This window comes from Pseudomonas sp. E1BtOHC1 (genome assembly GCF_058744285.1).
In genome coordinates this window covers 841,209-859,371 of sequence record NZ_CP196023.1, presented here as the reverse complement: position 1 = coordinate 859,371, position 18,163 = coordinate 841,209, and the positions used below count along the sequence as shown (strand labels likewise).

At 62.6% G+C, this 18,163-nt stretch carries 16 protein-coding genes; 5 read left to right on the top strand and 11 right to left on the bottom strand.

Features of this window, described 5'->3' with window-relative positions; translation table 11 throughout:
* Positions 1–64: 64 nt before the first annotated feature.
* On the bottom strand, positions 65–1,660 hold the full coding sequence (gene ctaD / locus ACSSVC_RS04040; protein ID WP_060836864.1) for a cytochrome c oxidase subunit I: 1,596 nt from the start codon (positions 1,658–1,660) through the stop codon (positions 65–67).
* Between the two features lie 82 nt (positions 1,661–1,742).
* Positions 1,743–2,870: a cytochrome c oxidase subunit II gene (gene coxB / locus ACSSVC_RS04035; RefSeq protein ID WP_346634668.1), complete on the bottom strand. Its 1,128-nt coding sequence runs from the start codon at positions 2,868–2,870 to the stop codon at positions 1,743–1,745.
* 372 nt (positions 2,871–3,242) lie between these two features.
* Here coxB and ACSSVC_RS04030 point away from each other — a divergent pair, with 372 nt between their 5' ends.
* Positions 3,243–3,893: a hypothetical protein gene (locus ACSSVC_RS04030; protein WP_346634669.1), complete on the top strand. Its 651-nt coding sequence runs from the start codon at positions 3,243–3,245 to the stop codon at positions 3,891–3,893.
* A gap of 67 nt (positions 3,894–3,960) precedes the next feature.
* On the opposite strand, the gene ACSSVC_RS04025 is transcribed toward ACSSVC_RS04030, so the two are convergent.
* From ACSSVC_RS04025 to ACSSVC_RS04015, 3 genes are all read right to left on the bottom strand, one after another.
* The gene (locus ACSSVC_RS04025) at positions 3,961–5,496 is read right to left on the bottom strand and encodes a SulP family inorganic anion transporter (RefSeq protein WP_404937987.1); all 1,536 of its coding nucleotides are present in this window, start codon (positions 5,494–5,496) and stop codon (positions 3,961–3,963) included.
* A gap of 91 nt (positions 5,497–5,587) precedes the next feature.
* Entirely contained in the window at positions 5,588–6,322 is a 735-nt protein-coding gene (locus tag ACSSVC_RS04020; RefSeq protein WP_102862473.1) for a carbonic anhydrase, read from the bottom strand.
* Between the two features lie 242 nt (positions 6,323–6,564).
* Complete coding sequence (locus ACSSVC_RS04015; protein ID WP_346634671.1) at positions 6,565–7,623, bottom strand: PA0069 family radical SAM protein; 1,059 nt, start codon at positions 7,621–7,623, stop codon at positions 6,565–6,567.
* A gap of 193 nt (positions 7,624–7,816) precedes the next feature.
* Between ACSSVC_RS04015 and ACSSVC_RS04010 the strand changes: the two genes are divergently transcribed.
* Positions 7,817–8,173, top strand: coding sequence for a hypothetical protein (locus tag ACSSVC_RS04010; RefSeq protein WP_346634672.1), 357 nt, complete (start codon positions 7,817–7,819; stop codon positions 8,171–8,173).
* 45 nt (positions 8,174–8,218) lie between these two features.
* Here the strand turns inward: ACSSVC_RS04010 and ACSSVC_RS04005 are convergent, their stop codons facing one another.
* From ACSSVC_RS04005 to ACSSVC_RS03995, 3 genes are read right to left on the bottom strand one after another with little or no spacing between them, the layout of a single operon-like run.
* The gene (locus ACSSVC_RS04005) at positions 8,219–9,523 is read right to left on the bottom strand and encodes a c-type cytochrome (protein WP_404937985.1); all 1,305 of its coding nucleotides are present in this window, start codon (positions 9,521–9,523) and stop codon (positions 8,219–8,221) included.
* Between the two features lie 12 nt (positions 9,524–9,535).
* Positions 9,536–11,320 (bottom strand): GMC family oxidoreductase, encoded by a 1,785-nt coding sequence (locus ACSSVC_RS04000; RefSeq protein WP_346634674.1) that lies wholly within the window; start codon positions 11,318–11,320, stop codon positions 9,536–9,538.
* A 2-nt stretch (positions 11,321–11,322) separates the two neighbouring features.
* Positions 11,323–12,075 (bottom strand): gluconate 2-dehydrogenase subunit 3 family protein, encoded by a 753-nt coding sequence (locus ACSSVC_RS03995; protein WP_346634675.1) that lies wholly within the window; start codon positions 12,073–12,075, stop codon positions 11,323–11,325.
* 295 nt (positions 12,076–12,370) lie between these two features.
* Between ACSSVC_RS03995 and ACSSVC_RS03990 the strand changes: the two genes are divergently transcribed.
* Positions 12,371–13,030 carry a phosphatase domain-containing protein gene (locus tag ACSSVC_RS03990; protein WP_492612006.1) on the top strand — a complete coding sequence of 220 codons (660 nt, stop codon included), beginning with the start codon at positions 12,371–12,373 and terminating at the stop codon, positions 13,028–13,030.
* Between the two features lie 118 nt (positions 13,031–13,148).
* Here ACSSVC_RS03990 and ACSSVC_RS03985 read toward each other — a convergent pair whose 3' ends face one another.
* Both ACSSVC_RS03985 and prlC read right to left on the bottom strand, forming a co-directional pair.
* Entirely contained in the window at positions 13,149–13,427 is a 279-nt protein-coding gene (locus tag ACSSVC_RS03985) for a YheV family putative zinc ribbon protein (RefSeq protein ID WP_047290196.1), read from the bottom strand.
* Entirely contained in the window at positions 13,424–15,502 is a 2,079-nt protein-coding gene (gene prlC, locus ACSSVC_RS03980) for an oligopeptidase A (protein ID WP_404937984.1), read from the bottom strand. The genes ACSSVC_RS03985 and prlC overlap by 4 nt, the downstream gene beginning before the upstream one ends.
* A gap of 75 nt (positions 15,503–15,577) precedes the next feature.
* On the opposite strand from prlC, the gene ACSSVC_RS03975 reads away from it, so the two are divergent.
* Entirely contained in the window at positions 15,578–16,123 is a 546-nt protein-coding gene (locus tag ACSSVC_RS03975; RefSeq protein WP_123723748.1) for a gamma carbonic anhydrase family protein, read from the top strand.
* Positions 16,124–16,150: 27 nt separating this feature from the next.
* Positions 16,151–16,801, top strand: coding sequence for an HAD family hydrolase (locus ACSSVC_RS03970; protein WP_346634678.1), 651 nt, complete (start codon positions 16,151–16,153; stop codon positions 16,799–16,801).
* A 27-nt stretch (positions 16,802–16,828) separates the two neighbouring features.
* Here the strand turns inward: ACSSVC_RS03970 and ACSSVC_RS03965 are convergent, their stop codons facing one another.
* The gene (locus tag ACSSVC_RS03965; protein ID WP_404937982.1) at positions 16,829–17,896 is read right to left on the bottom strand and encodes an aminopeptidase; all 1,068 of its coding nucleotides are present in this window, start codon (positions 17,894–17,896) and stop codon (positions 16,829–16,831) included.
* Positions 17,897–18,163: the final 267 nt, after the last annotated feature.

Sequence of the window (18,163 nt, the reverse complement as noted above, 5' to 3'; positions counted from 1 at the left end):
CCGGCGAACCGGACACCACCTTCTGGCGCCTTCGCGAGCAAGCTCGCTCCTACAACACAGATGTTCATTTCACTTCCGGTGGCGTGACGAAGGTGTGGTACGGCGCCGGCGATGGAATGCTCCACTCCAGCCCCTCGGCCCCTTCCCACGGTTTGGCCGGGGCCGGTTTGCCGCCGCGAATGCACTTGATGACGATGAACAGGAAAAAGATCTGCGTCGCGCCAAAGGTGAAGGCACCGATGGAGGACACCATGTTGAAGTCGGCGAACTGCAGGTTGTAGTCCGGAATCCGTCGCGGCATGCCCGCCAGCCCGACGAAGTGCATGGGGAAGAAGGCCATGTTCATGCCAACGAAGGACAGCCAGAAGTGCAGCTTGCCCAGGGTTTCGTCGTACATGTGACCGGTCCACTTGGGCAACCAGTAATAGGCCGAGGCGAAGATCCCGAAGATCGCCCCCGGCACCAGCACGTAGTGGAAATGCGCCACCACGAAGTAGGTGTCCTGGTACTGGAAGTCCGCCGGGGCGATGGCCAGCATCAACCCGGAAAAGCCGCCAATGGTGAACAGAATGACAAAGGCCACGGCGAACAGCATCGGCGTCTCGAACGTCAGCGCGCCCTGCCACATGGTGCTGACCCAGTTGAACACCTTGACCCCGGTGGGCACGGCAATCAGCAGCGTGGCGTACATGAAGAACAGTTCGCCCACCAGCGGGATGCCCACCACGAACATGTGGTGCGCCCAGACGATGAACGACAGGAAGGCAATGGCCCCGGTGGCATAGACCATCGAGGTGTAGCCGAACAGTGGCTTGCGGCTGAAGGTGGGGATGATCGAGCTGACGGCGCCGAAGGCCGGCAGGATCATGATGTACACCTCGGGGTGACCGAAGAACCAGAACACGTGCTGGAACAGGACCGGGTCACCACCGCCGGCGGCGCTGAAGAAGCTGGTGCCGAAGTGGATGTCCATCAGCATCATGGTCACGCAACCGGCCAGCACCGGCATCACCGCGATCAGCAGGAAGGCGGTGATCAGCCAGGTCCAGACGAACAGCGGCATCTTCATCAGGGTCATGCCCGGGGCACGCAGGTTGAGGATGGTGGCGATCACGTTGATCGCCCCCATGATCGAACTGATGCCCATCAGGTGGATGGCGAAGATGAAGAAGGTCACGCTTTCCGGGGCGTAGGTTGTGGACAGCGGGGCGTAGAAGGTCCAGCCGAAGTTTGGCCCGCCACCTGGCATGAACAGGGTCGAGACCAGCAGCAGGAAGGCCGCCGGCAGCAACCAGAAACTGAAGTTGTTCATCCGCGGCAGGGCCATGTCCGGCGCGCCGATCATCAGCGGGATCATCCAGTTGGCCAGGCCGACAAAGGCCGGCATCACCGCGCCGAAGACCATCACCAGGCCGTGCATGGTAGTCATCTGGTTGAAGAACGCCGGCTCGACGATCTGCAGCCCGGGCTGGAACAGCTCGGCGCGGATCACCATGGCGAACGAACCACCGAGCAGGAACATGCAGAAGCTGAACCACAGGTACAGGGTCCCGATGTCCTTGTGGTTGGTGGTCAGCACCCAGCGCATCAGGCCCTTGGCCGGGCCATGGGCGTGGTCATCATGGCCGGCGTGGCCGTGGTCATCGATCACTGCACTCATGCCCTGTCTCCTGCAAACGGGTGGGCTGGACGCTCAGGGACACTGCACCCCGAGCGGTTGCGGAAATACCCAATAAGCCGGCTCATTTGCTTTCCGCCTGTTTCAGCGCCAGCACTTCTTTTGGCGTGACCATGTCGCCCTTGTTGTTGCCCCAAGCGTTGCGCTCGTAAGTGACGACCGCAGCGATGTCGACTTCCGACAGCTGCTTGCCGAAGGCGGCCATGGCGGTACCCGGCTTGCCGTGGAACACCAGGCTCAGGTGAGCCTCCTTGGGTCCGGTGGCGATCTTCGAGCCCTTGAGGGCCGGGAACATCGGCGGCAGGCCCTGGCCTTCCGCCTGGTGACAGGCGACACAGGTGGTGTGGTAGATCTTGTCGCCACGGGCCACCAGTTCATCGAGGGTCCATTCCTTGCTGGTGAGCTCCTTGAGCTTGGCGGCCTCGGCCTTGCGCTCGCCCATCCAGGTGTCGTAGTCGGCCTGACTCTTGACCTCCACCACGATCGGCATGAAGCCGTGGTCCTTGCCGCACAGCTCAGCGCACTGGCCGCGGTAGATGCCGGGCTTGTCGACCCGGGTCCAGGCTTCGTTGACGAAACCCGGGATGGCATCACGCTTGACCGCAAAGGCCGGCACCCACCAGGAGTGGATGACATCGGCAGCGGTCACCAGGAACCGCACCTTGGCCCCCACCGGCAGCACCAGGGGCTGGTCGACTTCCAGCAGGTAGTGCTCGCCCTTGACGCTCTTGTTGTGGATCTGCTCGGCGGGGGTGGCCAGGTTGCTGAAAAACTCCACATCCTGGCCGAGGTATTTGTAGTGCCACTTCCACTGGTAGCCGGTGATCTGGATGTCCACATCCGGCTCGCTGGTGTCGTACATCTTGATCAGGGTCGCTGTCGCCGGTACGGCCATGGCCACCAGGATCAGGAAGGGGATGATGGTCCAGAGGATTTCCACGGTGGTGCTTTCGTGGAACTTGGCCGGGACCTGGCCGGTGGAGCGGCGGTGAACGATCATTGACCAGAACATCGCGCCGAAGACGATGACGCCGATCACCACACAGATCCAGAAGATGGTCATGTGCAGGTCGAATACCGCGTGGCTTATCTCGGTAGCCCCAGGCGTCATATTCACCGTCCAGGCGGCTTGCGCCTGGCTGAATATCGACCACAACAGGAGGCCCATCCAGACATGTGGATGTCGCATCATTGCGGGTTCCCCTTATCGTTCTTGTTATCCCGCCGGCTTAACACCTGCGGCAAGGGAGCGGCTGCCTAGACTACGAACTTAAACCGGCCGGGCCTCGCTGCATTTGCAGTCGGGCGTCATCAGCTAACTTCATACAATGGCGAGTATAGACAGCGACTCTCACCTCGCAACGCGAGGGCGTAAATCAGCTGAAACACTGGAAAGGAGGTTTGCAGGCCACGGCACAAAAGGGATCGAGTGCGCTGGATGGCGAAACGATATAACCGTGGTGACTAAGCATGAAATAATTATGACAAATGCGTCTTAAGCATTTTCGTAAGCAGGCTAACTTATGTTCTCCCTATTCAACTGCCCTTGTTCCCTGGAGTTTTCATGAACACCGCCGCATTGCGCGAGCAGATCCAACTGGCCCGGCAACACGAAGCCAGCACAGGCCTTCTGACCCGTCAGTTGGAAACGCAACTGCCTCACCTGCACCCCGCCATCCAGCTGCCCGAAGTCGACGCCAAGGGCGTCATGACCCGTTTCGTCAGCGCCTACATTGACCAGGTTCCGGACCTGCTGGACGCCGCCAATGCGGTGGCCCGTGAAGCCGGCATCGAATCGCAGATCAAACCGGTACTGAAGATCGCCGAGCAATTTTTCCTCCAGCCACCGGCCATCATGGACGGCCACATCGGTCTCGACAGCCTGCTGGACGAAGCCTACCTGGCACTGCGCCTGGTGGAAGAGGTCAACGACCTGTACATCAAGCACTTCGGCCGTCCGCTGATCCCCCTGGACATGACGGTTGCCAATCTCATCGCCCACCAACTGATCGGCGAAACCTTCGCCAACCAGCTGGACGAAGCGGTGCACCACGCGGTCGACGCCATGCTCGACGAAGAAAGCTTCGCTCTGGAATCGGTAGAAGCCTACCGCGACAAACTCAACAGCCCGGACACCGAGGCCGCCTGGAAACGCTGGCCCTGCCTGTCCCGCCAGCTGGGCGTGGAACTGGAGCTCGACCAGCCCGCCGCCTGACCCCACTCCTCGCCAGCAAGGCTCGCAACGAGCCTTGTGGCGAAGGGGCCAAGCCCCGCCCCCGATATCAGACTCTTGCCGACGCCACTCCAACCCCGCCACCGCTACTCAAACGCCCCTCCAGGCGACGCTTCAAGCCCCGCGCCTCGATCACCAACCGCGAACCCTTGGCCTGATTGGCCCGAGTCCATTCCTCCAGCAGTTCCAGGCAGGCGTGATCGATGTAACTGAGGTGGTTGAGAGGCACATGCACCGTCGTCGCCGGTGGAATGCTCGCCAGAACCCGAGTCAGAGCCGGCACCTTGAGAAAGGTCGCCGCCCCCATCAGACGCAACTCCATCTCGCCGGCCGCGGGAAGGTCGATCAGGCTGATCTTCAAGCGCGAGGCCTTGAACGCCAGCTTGGCCAGCGTCAGGGCAAAGCCAATCAGCACCCCGGTCAGCAGATCGCTGAAGACAATCGCCAGGGCAGTCACCGCGTAGGTCAGCATCGGCATCCGCCCGTAGCGCCCGAGGCCGCGAAAGACTTTCAGGTCCACCAGCTTGAAGCCGGTATAGACCAGCACGCCGGCCAGGCTCGCCACCGGAATGCTCTGTAGCACGCTGGACAGCAGCAGGACAAAACCCAGCAGCCAAACACCATGGAAGATCGTCGAATAGCGGGTCTGGGCCCCGGCCTGGACATTGGCCGAGCTGCGCACAATGACCCCGGTCATCGGCAAGGCCCCAAGCAGGCCGCAGAGCATATTGCCCACGCCCTGGGCCGACAGTTCACGATCGAAGTCCGAACGCACCCCGCTGTGCATGCGATCCACCGCGGCGGCCGACAGCAAGGTCTCGGCGCTGGCAATAAAGGCCACGGCGAAGGCCGCGATCAGCAGATTGGGGTCCGCCAGATTGAGCAGATCGGCGGGGCGCAGCCAGTCGATGGCCTCGCTCAGGTTGGCCGGCACCTCGACCCGCTTCACCTCCAGGGCCAGGAACAGGCTGGCCAGGGTCGCCAAGCCCACCCCCAGCAAAGCCCCGGGAATGAAGCGCAGCGATTGCGGCCGCCACTTGTCCCAACCCCACATCACCGCGATGGTCGACAACCCCAGCAAACCCGCCTGCCAACCCAGGCTCGGCAAGGCCTGGGCCAGCGCCTGAGGGAAACCGACAAGGTTAGCCAGCCCCGAGGCCTGGGGCGCGGCATCGAGCATCACATGCATCTGGGACAGCACGATCAACACACCAATCCCGGCCAGCATGCCGTAGACCACCGCCGGCGCCGTGACCCGGAACCAGCACCCCAGGCGCAGACGCCCGGCCAGCAATTGCAGCAGCCCCGCCAACAGCAGGATCGGCCCGAGCATGGCCACACCGTGCTGGCGCACCAGTTCGAACACCAGCACCGCCAGCCCCGCGGCCGGACCGCTGACCTGCAACGGCGAGCCCGCCAGCCAGCCCACCACCAGGCCGCCGATGATCCCGGTGATCAGGCCCTTGGCCGGCGGCAGGCCCGAGGCGATGGCAATCCCCATGCACAGGGGCAGGGCCACCAGGAACACCACCACGGAGGCCAACAGCTCCCGGGGCAGGACATTTTTCAGCTGTGCTGCACGCATGACTTTTCTCCCGACATTTTCTTCAGGCGTGGCAAAGCCGGGCCGCGCGAACGGCGGCCCTGACCACAACCTCACAGGGGTTTAGGAGGATTCAGAAGCGCGCTTTGGGCGTCGCCACGGGGATCGGATGAGTGCCATCGAGCGGCAGGAAACAGCCCTTGTCCGCGTCGTAGGCCTTGATCGAACTGGTCTCGATGTCATAGACCCAGCCATGGATGAACAATTGGCCGTTGGCCATGCGCGAAGCCACGGAAGGGTGGGTGCGCAGGTGCTGCAACTGGGCGATGACGTTCTCCTCGGTCAGCACATGCATGCTGGAGGATTCGTCGGCGCAGTCGCAGTTCTCGTGGACCATGGTCCGCGCCACTTCGGCATGCCGCAGCCAGGCCTTGACCGTGGGCATCTTCTCCAGGCTTTGCGGATTGAGCACCGCACGCATGGCGCCGCAGTCCGAGTGCCCGCAAACGATGATGTGGTGCACCCCAAGGGCCAGCACCGCGTATTCGATCGCGGTGGAAACGCCGCCGTTCATCTGCCCATAGGGCGGCACCACGTTGCCCACGTTGCGGGTCACGAACAGGTCGCCGGGAGAGCTCTGGGTGATGAGTTCGGGAACGATGCGCGAATCCGCGCAAGCAATGAACATCGCCCGTGGCCGCTGGGCGGTGGCGAGTTTCTTGAACAATTCTTCCTGCTGCGGGAAGACTTCATGATGAAAATGCAAAAAGCCGTCAACGATATGCTGCAGCGCTGCATCGGCAGTTTCGGCAACCTCGGTGGGTGCGGGAGCCGACGCAGCCAACGGCTGTTTATCCTTGTCACTCATGATTCAGCCTCTCTGTCGGATTTGGTGAATTTTCCAGAATTATCCGGCACGACGCCAGTAATCGATTAAAAAATAACCGGGCCGCCAACCGCGACCCATCGGTCACTTGATGGACAAGGTAGCGGTAAAAACTTAACTCAAACTGAATGGAACGCTCTAGAACGCCACTATGGTCGATGTCAAAAGGTGACCAGCGTACCTGCGCCAGCAACATCCGCTAGTCAACCATAGGCCAATGTTTCTCACAGCAACGACATCTGCCCACCCGGCGGACAAAAGGCCGAGCAATCCAGATCGAAGCCTTCGCGCCGATCGAGCCCCAGGCGCTTGAGCGCCTTGGCGAAACGCTGGGCCAGCAGATCGGCGAAGGGCCCTTCACCGCGCATGCGGCTGCCAAAACGGCTGTCGTAGAGCTCACCACCCCGGCTCTGGCGGATCAGGCTGAGCACATGGGCGGCCCGCTGCGGGTAATGGGCCGCCAGCCACTCCTCGAACAGCGGCGCCACCTCCAGGGGTAACCGCAGCATCATGTAGGCCGCGCTTTGCGCCCCGGCGGCATGGGCCTCACTGAGCAGGCTTTCCAACTCGCTGTCGTTGATCATCGGAATCATCGGCGAGCACAGCACCCCCACCGGGATGCCCGCTGCGCGCATCACCCGGATCGCCCGCAAACGCGCCTTGGGCGCCGCGGCCCGGGGTTCGAGAATGCGCTTCAACTCATCGTCCAGGGTGGTCAGGCTGATCATCACCGCCACCAGCCGCTGCCGGGCCAGCTCGACCAGCAGGTCCAGGTCCCGCAGGATCAGCGAGCCCTTGGTGACGATGGTCACCGGGTGCCGATAGCGCAGCAGCACTTCCAGGGTACGTCGGGTCAGTTGCTGCTCGCGCTCGATGGGTTGGTAGGGGTCGGTATTGGACCCCAGGTTGATCGGTGCGCAACGATAGCCGGGCTTGGACAGTTGCTGCTCCAGCAAGGCCGCGGTGTTGCTCTTGGCGATCAGCTTGGTTTCAAAGTCCAGCCCGGGAGACATATCCCAATAGGCATGGCTGGGCCGCGCATAGCAATAGATGCAGCCGTGCTCACAACCGCGATAGGGGTTGATCGAGCGATCGAAGGGCAGGTCCGGCGAACTGTTGCGGGTAATGATGGATTTCGCCGTTTCAAAACGCACCTCGGTGCCCTGGGTCAGCGGTACCTCCTGGTACCAGCCGTCATCCTCGGCCACCGAACGATTGGGCGCGAAACGATTGTGCGGGTTGCTCGCGGTACCGCGACCACGGGGAGGCAAGGGGGTGGACATGGGAGCGCTCCATTACTGTATGAACATACAGTAATGGAGTCGGATTTATCTGGCCAGCACCGCCGGACCGAAACCCACCCCCGCAAGTGAACGCTCCCCAGCGCGACGCTGGCCGCACCTTCGCCAGCAAGCCGGCTCCTACAGTTTTGTGGCGTTGGGGTATAAGGCAGGCTCAAAGAACAGGAGCGCAAACATGCCCAGGACACTTGGCAGGCTGGAAAAGATCTTCTACGCGGCGGATGCCTACCTCCCCAGCTACGAACAAGGCGCCGACCTGATCATCGTCAGGGCGCCCGATGGCCAGCTCTGGGGCCTGGCCTGTGAATTCGAGCTGTGCACCCAGGACATCGAAAAGGCCGCGGTGAGCGGCCAGCACCCCTTCGATGAAGCGGACCCGAAGTTCGCCGAGGTGTGCTGGAGCCCCTACCACGACGGCATCGGCCTGCTCCCCGCAAGCTGGGAGGACCTGACGAATGCAGGTCTGGCGGACTGCATCGCCGGCTATCAGCTGGAAAGCCGCTTGGGCATCCAGCGCTTCACCCAGGGCTGAACAGCCACCCCGGACCGGCGCCCGCAGCGAGCGCCGGCCTTGGGGCTAGTGGCGGGTGACCTGCCCCAGATCATCATTGGAGGTGCTCTGCAGGTCGCCATTGCGCAGCGCCGCCACATCCCCGGGCTTCACCGCCGAACCCTGGTTGCCCCAGCTGCCGCGAATGAAATTGACCACATCGGCCACCTCCTGGTCCGACAGGCGCCAGGCAAAGGGCGGCATGGTGAAGGTCGAAGGCGCGCTGTGGGTAGCCGGCAAGGTGCCGCCCTTGAGCACGATGTGGATCAGCGAGGTGGCATCCGCCGATTGCAGCACCGGGTTGCCCGCCAGCGCCGGGAACACCCGGGTGTAACCCTGGCCGTCGGTACGGTGGCAGGCTGCGCAGTTGTCGATGTACACCGCCGCGCCCGGCTGGCTGTCGTCACCTTTCCACAGGGCCTCGGCCACCTGCTTGTCGTACGGGTGCGGCTGGTCCTGGGGATCATTGGCCGGCAGGGACTTGAGGTAGCGGGCGATTGCCGTCAGATCGTTCTCGCTCATGTACTGCATGCTGTGCACCACCACATCGCTCATGCCGCCAAACACCGCACTGCGATCACTGCGGCCGGTCTTGAGGAACTGCACCAACTGCTCTTCGCTCCAGCTGCCCAGGCCATCCTTGTGGTCACCGCGCAGGCTCTTGGCGATCCAGCCCTCCAACGGTGCGCTGCCGGAGAGGAAGGCGCTGCCCTCGCTGGCGCTCAGGGCCTTCTCCTGCATGGTCAGGGCCCGTGGTGTATGGCAGGCGCCGCAGTGGCCCAGGCCCTCCACCAGGTAGGCACCGCGGCTGATCACCGGATCGCTGCCGGTCGCGAGCGCCGGGGTCTCCACACTTGGGGCGAACATCCAGCGCCAGATCGACAGCGGCCAGCGCATGCTCAGGGGCCAGGGAATGTCGCTGTCCTGGTTGTCCCTGACCACTGGCGCCACACCTTTCATGAAGTAGGCGTACAGCGCCTGCATGTCGGCGTCGCTGACCCGGGCATAGGACGGGAAGGGCATGGCCGGATACAGGGTGCTGCCGTTCTTGGCCACGCCATGGCGCACGGCCTGGTCGAAGTCCTCGAAGCTGTAGTCACCGATGCCGGTCTTGTCGGGGGTGATATTGGTGGAATAGATCACCCCGATGGGGGTTTCCATCGGTAGCCCGCCGGCGAACGGCTTGCCGTCCTTGGCGGTGTGGCAGGCCACGCAGTCACCGGCACGGGCCAGGTATTCGCCCTGCTGCACCAGCGCTTGCTGATCCACTTCGGCGGCGTTGACAGAGACGCTGCCCAGCAGCGCCAGGGTAGCGATAACGAGTGCTTTCATGGTCATCGCTCCTTATGCCTGAACCAGCGGGCCGGGGTTTTTCAGGTACTGCTCGCGGATCGCCCGGGCCGACCAGTAGGTCAGCGCCGCCACCAGGCCGGTAGGGTTGTAACCCAGGCCCTGAGGAAAGGCCGAAGCCCCGGGAACGAAGACGTTGTGCACGTCCCAGCTTTGCAGATAGCGGTTCAGGGCGCTGGTCTTGGGGTCGGTGCCCATGATCGCGCCACCGTTCAAGTGGGTGGTCTGGTAGGACGCGGTGTTGAAGTGCTCACCGACCTTCTTGCCCAGCAAGGCAATGGCCTTGGGGTTCATCGCCTCGGCGATCTTGCCCATCTTCTCGACCATGAAACGGTTCATCTTGATGTCGTTTTCCTGCCAGTCGAACGTCATCCGCAGCAGAGGCAAACCGTAGGCATCGCGGTACACCGGGTCCAGATCCAGGTAGTTGCCACGGTAGGACTGATGCGCTCCGTGAGCGTCCATGGATACCTGATGGGTGTAGTAATCGGCGGTGGCCTTCTTCCAGGCGCTGCCCCAGGTCGGGGTGCCCGGCGGGTTGGAAGTCCCGGCGATGGGCCGGCTGCCGGCCTGGTTGACCCAGAACGGCGAACCACCGACGAAACCATGGGGACCGTGGTCGAAGTTGTCGGCGTTGAAGTCGTCCACCGCCACACCGTTGCCGCCGGCGCCGATGAAGTTGTTGGTGTGCACGTCCTTGTCGAAGTAGGCCTTGATGGTGGCCATGTTCTGGTAGGCGAAGTTCTTGCCCACCACACCTTCACCGGTGATCGGGTCGTAGGGCTTGCCGATGCCCGACAGCAGCATCAGGCGCACGTTGTGAAACTGGAAGGCGCCGAGGATCACCAGATCCGCCGGCTGTTCGATCTCCCGGCCCTGGCCATCGACGTAGGTCACGCCAGTGGCGAGGGTCTTGCTGCTGTCGAGATTGACCTTGAGCACGTGGGAATTGGCACGCAACTCGAAGTTCGGCAGCGGTTTGAGGGCCGGCAGAATGTTCACGTTGGGCGATGCCTTGGAATACATGTAGCAGACATAGCCACTGCAGAAACCGCAGAAGTTGCACGGTCCCATCTGCGCGCCATAGGGGTTGGTGTAAGGCCCCGAGGTATTGGCCGACGGCAGGTTGTAGGGTTTGTAACCCACCTCATTGGCTGCTTTCTGAAACAGCTGTGCGGAATAGGTGTTCTTCTGCGACTCCAGGGGGAAGTGGTCCGAGCGATCCGGCGCATAAGGGTTGCCGCCCTTGCCGTCGCCCACCAATTGGCCCTTCACTGTCCAGGCCTGACCCGAAGTGCCGAAGACCTTTTCCGCATAGTCGAAGAACGGCTCCAGCTCTTCATAGCTGACGCCGAAGTCCTGGATGGTCATGTCCTTGGGAATGAAGTTCTTACCGTAGCGTTCTTCGTAGTGGCTGCGCATGCGCAGCTCGATGGGGTCGACCCGAAAGTGCACGCCGGACCAGTGCAGGCCGGCGCCGCCCACACCATTGCCCGGCAGGAAGGCGCCAAGTTGCCGGTTGGGCAGGGCCACGTCATTGACGCTGTGGCGGATGGTCACCGTCTCTTTGGAAATGTCCTGGAAGAGTTTCTTGCGCACGCTGTAGGTGAGTTCGTCGATCACCTGGGGATAACTGCCGTCGGGGTAGGTGTCCTGCATCGGCCCGCGCTCCAGCGCCAGCACGTTGAGCCCGGCTTCGGTCAGCTCCTTGGCCATGATCGCGCCGGTCCAGCCAAAACCGACGATCACTGCGTCGACCTTCTTCATCACTGTTGCCATGCTCAAGCCCTCTCGCCGCGAATCGATACTGCCGGGAAGGGGTATTGCTCGTTGCGTTCCACCCAATCCATGAAATCGGCGCGAGCGCCGGGAAAGCCGATCAGGGTCCAGCCCACCAGGCCTTTATTGCCACCGTGGATCGGATCGCTGAAGAAACCTTCCTTGGTGTTCTGCAGCAGCAGATTGAAGAAAAGCTTGGCCGGGAGCGCATCGAACTGCGGGGTTCCGGCCTCCAGCTGCTTGAGCAAAGCGTCTCGGGTAGCGCTGTCTTGCGCAGCAAAAACATGACCTTTGAGGTCTTTGCACCATGCATCCACAGCGGCAATGCCCAGGCGATAGATCTCCTTGGGCACCAGCTTGCTCTGCCAACCCATCTCCGGCGCGGCGTCGGCCTTGAACGGGCCTTGCATGTACCACAGGGCGCCGGCGGCGTAGGGCGTGTTCATTTGTCGGTCGATGTACTCCGGCACCCCGGCTTCCAGGGCACCTGGCCCCATTTCGTCCGCCGGGATCAGGCGTTCCACCGCCGCCTTGATGAAGGCCCACTCTTCGGCACTGAAGTAACTGGGCTCATAGTTCTGGCTGCCGCTGGGCAGCTTGCCCGACGCCACCGGCCTGGCAGGGGCGGCAGTCTCGGGGGCGGCCGCCAGCATGGAACTGCCCAGGCCGGTACTGGCGACAGTGACCACAGGGATCAAGGTCAAGGATTTACGCAAAAACTCACGCCGCGGGTTGTCTCGATCTTGATCAGACATGGGTGCACCTCATCAGGCATTGATGGAATGGTCAGCCGCGTCATGGCGCGACTTTGTGTTTTGGCAACGCAGAAAGCCGGGCAAGACCCGGTTTTTATCAACACATCAGCAAAATTTGGTTACAAATGGTAGCAGGCTAAGCATTCGGATAAATCGTTTCAGGCGAAAAAAAGATCAGAAGCGGCGGAAAATCACGTATCAGCTTCACGTTTCTTTGACAGTGGGCTCACGGGGCTTTGACCGGACGGACACGACACTGCAGGGCATCGTCCCCCCTCATCAGTGACCCCCGCACATGTCGAGAACCCGCTTCATTCCTGCACTTTGTCTGTCGTTGCTGGCGCTGCTGGCCGGCCCACAGGCGCAGGCCGCCGATGCCCCGTCCAGCCGCCCGGGGCAGTGGGCCCAGCCCGTGGAGAAGCAGTACAACCTGTACCAGATGTCACCGACCCTGTACCGCAGCGCCCTGCCGGACAAAGATGCCGTGCCGCTGCTGGAACAACTCAAGGTAGGGACCGTGATCAACTTCCTGCCGGAGTCCGACGCCAGCTGGCTGTCAGCCCCCGGCATCCATCAAGTGCAGTTGCCTTATCGCACCAACCATGTGGATGACGCCGACGTGCTCAAGGCCCTGCGCGCGATCCAGAGCGCCGAAGCCCAAGGCCCGGTGCTGATGCACTGCAAACATGGTTCGGACCGCACCGGCCTGATGTCCGCCATGTATCGAGTGGTGGTCCAGGGCTGGAGCAAAGAGGAAGCGCTGAATGAGATGACCCAAGGCGGGTTTGGCGACAGTTCCCACTTCAAGGACGGCATTCGCTACATGATGCAGGCCGATGTCGACAAACTGCGCACCGCGCTGGCCAACGGCGATTGCAGCACCAGCGTGTTCGCCACCTGTTCGGTGAAGAGCTGGTTCGAGACGGTGGGGGTCAGCAAACCGCTGAGCCACTGAGCACAACAGCCTGTGTAGGAGCGAGCGTGCTCGCGAAAGCGCAGGGGACGAGGGAAGGGGGCGAGTCGATTCGCCGGCAAGCCGGCTCCTGCAGGGGAGCCGGCTTTTTCTTGCGTGGTCAGTCGGTTTTTTTCTTCAACTTGGGGTTGGGGAAGAACTGCACCGATTGCACCTTGGTGTCAGCCACTTTGGGCGTCGCGCTATTGACCCGGGTCCCGAGTTCCTTGGGCACCGACAGGCCCTGCTCGTTGAGGGTGTCGGAGTAGCCACAGGCCACGCACTCGCGATGGGGTACGTCGTCCTCACTCCACATCATCAGCTTGTCCTGCTCACTGCACGCCGGGCACACCGCCCCGGCGATAAAGCGTTTCTTGGTCTTCACGGGTGCGTCACTCATGCTGCCGCGTCCTCGCTGAGGCCGCTGTGGCGCAAGAGTGCGTCAATCGACGGCGCCCGTCCGCGGAAATCGACGAACAGCACCATCGGCTCCTGGGAGCCGCCACGGGCAAGGATCGCCTCACGGAACGCTCGCCCGGTGGCCGGGTTGAGCACACCGTCTTCCTCGAACTTGGAGAAGGCATCGGCCGACAGCACTTCCGCCCACTTGTAGCTGTAGTAACCCGCGGCATAACCGCCAGCGAAGATGTGGGCGAAGCTGTTGGGAAAGCGGTTGTAGGCCGGCGGACGCATAACCGAAACCTCGTCGCGCACGGTTTCCAGCACTTGCAGCACGCTGCGGCCGTCGCCGTGGGTGGCGTGCAGTTCGAAGTCGAACAGGGAGAACTCCAACTGGCGCACCATCATCAGCCCGGACTGGAAGTTCTTCGCCGCGAGCATCTTCTGCAGCAGGTCTTGGGGCAGCGGTTCGCCGCTTTCGTAGTGGCCGGAAATCAGTGCCAGGCCTTCCGGCTCCCAGCACCAGTTCTCCATGAACTGGCTCGGCAGTTCTACCGCGTCCCAGGCCACGCCGTTGATCCCGGAGACACCGGCATGCTCGACCCGGGTCAGCAGGTGGTGCAGGCCGTGACCGAACTCGTGGAACAGGGTGGTGACTTCGTCGTGGGTCAAGAGTGCAGGCTTGCCGCTATCGGCCGGGGTGAAGTTGCACACCAGGTTGGCCACCGGGCTCTGCAACACACCGTCAACCGTGCGGCGACGGTCGCGGGCACCGTCCATCCAGGCACCGCCACGCTTGTTGGAGCGGGCATAGAGGTCGAAGAAGAAGCGGCCGACGTGCTGGCCGTTTTCCTTGATTTCGAACAGCCGTACATCCGGGTGCCAGCTGTCGAAGCCTTGCTGCTCGGCAATCTCGATGCCGTACAGGCGCTGGACAATGGCGAACAGGCCGCCGAGCACCTTGTCGATAGGGAAGTAGGCCCGCAGGGCTTCCTGGGACACGCTGTAACGTTGTTCCCGCAGCTTCTCGCCGTAGAAGCCACTGTCCCAGCTTTGCAGGTCAGCGCAGCCCTGTTCGGCGGCATAAGCCCGCAGCTGTTCCAGGTCCTGGGCGGCAAACGGCTTGCTGCGCTTGGCCAGGTCCCGCAGGAAACTCAGCACCTGATCGCTGGACTCGGCCATCTTGGTGGCCAGGCTCAGCTCGGAGAAGCTGGCAAAACCCAGGAGTTTGGCCAATTCCTGACGCAGGTCGAGGATCTCTTCCATCACCGGGCCGTTATCGTTCTGACCGGCATTAGGGCCTTGGTCCGACGCTCGGGTGCAGTAGGCGGCATAGACTTCTTCGCGCAGGGCACGGTCCTGGGCGTAAGTCATCACCGCGTAGTAGCTGGGGAATTCCAGGGTGATCAGCCAGCCATCCAGGCCTTTGGCCTGGGCCGCGGCGGCCATCTGCGCCTTGGCCGAATCGGTCAGCCCGGACAGGGCCGCTACGTCGGTGATGTGCTTGGTCCAGGCCTGGGTAGCGTCCAGCAACTGGTTGGAGAAACGGCTGGCCAGCTCCGACAGCTTGCTCTGCACCTCGGCATAACGCTTTTGCTGCTCGGGCGGCAGGTCGATGCCCGACAGGCGGAAATCCCGCAGGGAGTGTTCGAGGATGGTCTTCTGAGCCACGTCGAAACCGGCAGCTTCCGGGCTCTTGGCCAAGGCGTCAAAGGCCTGGAACAGCTCGCGGTTCTGGCCCATTTCCGTGGAATAGGCGCTCAGAGCCGGCAGGCAGGCCTCGTAGGCTTCACGCAGTTCGGCGCTGTTGCACACCGCGTTGAGGTGGCTGACCGGGCTCCAGGCAGCACCCAGGCGATCATTGAGTTCGTCCATGGCCAGCACCAGGCCGGCCCAGGTGGGCTGGGTAGCCTGGGTCTTGAGGATCTCAGCGATAGCGGCGCGGTTGTCAGCCAGGATCTGTTCGATGGCAGGCTGCACATGCTCGGCGCGGATCGCCGAGAACGGCGGCAGGTCGTAGGGCTGCAGAAGAGGGTTGTTCACACTCACGGTGGGCACCTTGGCTGGAAGAAACATTGAGCCATCTTAATTACAATCGACAGCCACCGCAGCTATAGCCCCCATTAATAAATCTCAGAGAGGCATTTGCACTTGGCCATTCGCAGCTACCAGAACCACACCCCGAACCTGGGCGAACGGGCCTTTGTCGACCACTCGGCCGTGGTCATCGGCGATGTCGAGATCGGCGCCGACAGCTCGGTCTGGCCCCTGACCGTGATCCGCGGCGACATGCACCGCATCCGCATCGGCGCGCGCACCAGCGTGCAGGATGCCAGCGTGCTGCACATCACCCACGCCGGCCCCTTCAACCCCGAGGGTTTCCCGCTGCTGATCGGCGATGACGTGACCATCGCCCACAAAGTCATGCTCCACGGTTGCAGCATCGGCAGCCGGGTGCTGATCGGCATGGGCAGCATCGTCATGGACGGCGCGGTGGTGGAAGACGATGTCATCGTCGGCGCTGGCAGCCTGGTACCGCCGGGCAAGCGCCTGGAAAGCGGCTTTCTCTACGTCGGCAGCCCGGTGAAGCAGGCGCGTCCGCTGACCGACAAGGAGCGCGCCTTCTTCACCTACAGCGCCGCCAACTACGTGAAACTCAAGGACCTGCACCTGGCCGAAGGCTACGACCGTCCCTGATCTGCTACTGACTGCCGAGGAATTGCCATGCATTACCAAACCGTCCTGTTCGACCTCGACGGCACCCTGACCGATCCCCGCGAGGGCATTACCCGCTCGATCCAGTTCGCCCTGGGCAAGCTGGGGATCGACGAGCCGGACCTGACCAAGCTCGAGCACTTCATCGGCCCGCCACTGTTGCAGGCCTTCATGCAGTTCTATGGTTTCGACGAAGCCCGGGCCTGGGAGGCGGTGAACTTCTATCGCGAACGCTTCAAGGTCACCGGCCTGTATGAAAACCGGGTCTTCGACGGGGTCGCGCCGCTGCTGGAAACCCTCGGCGGGCAAGGGCGCCAGCTGTACATCGCCACCTCCAAGCCCTGGGTGTTCGCCCGGGAAATCGCCCGCCACTTCGACTTCGCCCGCCACTTCAAAGTGATCTACGGCAGCGAACTGGACGGTACCCGCACCGACAAAGTGGAGCTGATCGCCCATTTGCTGGAGCAGGAACAACTGGACCCCGCCAGCACCCTGATGATCGGCGATCGCAAGCACGACCTGATCGGCGCCAAACGCAATGGCCTGGATGCGGCGGCGGTGGGGTATGGATTCGGCAGCCGTGAGGAGCTGAGTGCAGAAGCTCCGGCCTATCATTTTGAGACGCTGGCCGAGTTGCATCAGGCGTTTTTGCGGCGTTAGAACCGCTGTTCGCCGGCAAGCCGACTGCTACAGCTCCGGTGTGGGTGCCGGCTTGCCGGCGAAGGCGCTCTGCAGCTTCAGCAAATCAGCCTTGCGCTGCGCGGCCGGCAGGCGCCCCAGCTTCTCCACTGCAAGGAAGAACGCCGGCCAGTCGCCATTCACCGCCTTGAACAGCGTGGCAAACGCCGGCACCCATTGGTCGTACAGACCGAAGGGCAGCAGCCGGGCGTTGTTCAACGGTGCGTTGATCCAGGCGTCATAGCGCTTGGAGCCGGCCCACTCGCGGTCCCGCAACTGCCGATAATCCCGGCGCAGTACCTCGAATTCCTGGGCCTTGCGCTGGCGCATCTGCTCGGCGGACAAGGGTTGGGCATACAGCTGCTCCAGGCGTTTGCGAGCCTCCAGTAACAGCTGGATGAACTGATCCCGTTGACGAACATCGGCGTCGTCCTGGGGCGGCAGCCCACGATAGGCCCGCCACTGTCGGGTGCCTTCCTGCTCGACGAAGGTAGCGAAGGACTCATTGAACTCGGTGTCGTCCTTCACATAGAAGCGCTGGTGCGCCAGCTCATGAAAGATCAGGGTCGCCAGACGCTCATCGCCCCAATGCATCATCGAGCTGATGATCGGGTCATCGAACCAGCCCAGGGTCGAATAGGCCTCCACACCGCCGATCGCCACATCCATGCCTTTTTGCTGCTGCAACGCCGCCTCGCCCCGAGCGGCGCCCTGGCTGTAGTAGCCGCGATAGGCCACGCACCCGGCAATGGGGAAGCAATGGGTTTGCGGGCTCAGGGAAAACTCCGGGGTAGCGAACACGTTCCACACCACATAGGGCCGGCCGATGTCGACGTACAGCCGGTAGCTGTTGTTATCCGGCAGGTGCAGATGCTGGCTGGCAAAGGTACGGGCCTGTTGCGACTGGGCCAGATGGGCCCGCAGGGTCGGGTCGCGGGTGGGGTCGGCGACCACCTGGGCCACCGGGGTGCGAGCCCGCAACAGCTGCATCTGGCCACTGGCCAACTGGCTGTAATAGGCAACGCTGCTGCAACCGTTGAGCAGCAAAAGCGTCAGGGCCGAAAACAAAAAGCGCAAAAGAGGATCAAGTAACCCATGGCTTGAACGCGGCCTATTCAATTGGAATCATCCACAGAGAGTCTGCCCGCAAGACTATCTCGCCAGCCTGGAGTTTCGCCATGCGCGTGTTGCTGCTCACTGCCGGAGCCGGCGCAAGCCTGGATCAACCTCACGCCGTCCCAGGACAGCCACCTGCAAGCTGATGAGCAGCACACCCTGCCGGGCAAAGCCCAGCAGACGGGCTGCCAGCGCAGTTGATCGGCGTTATGCTGAGGGCCTTTCGCT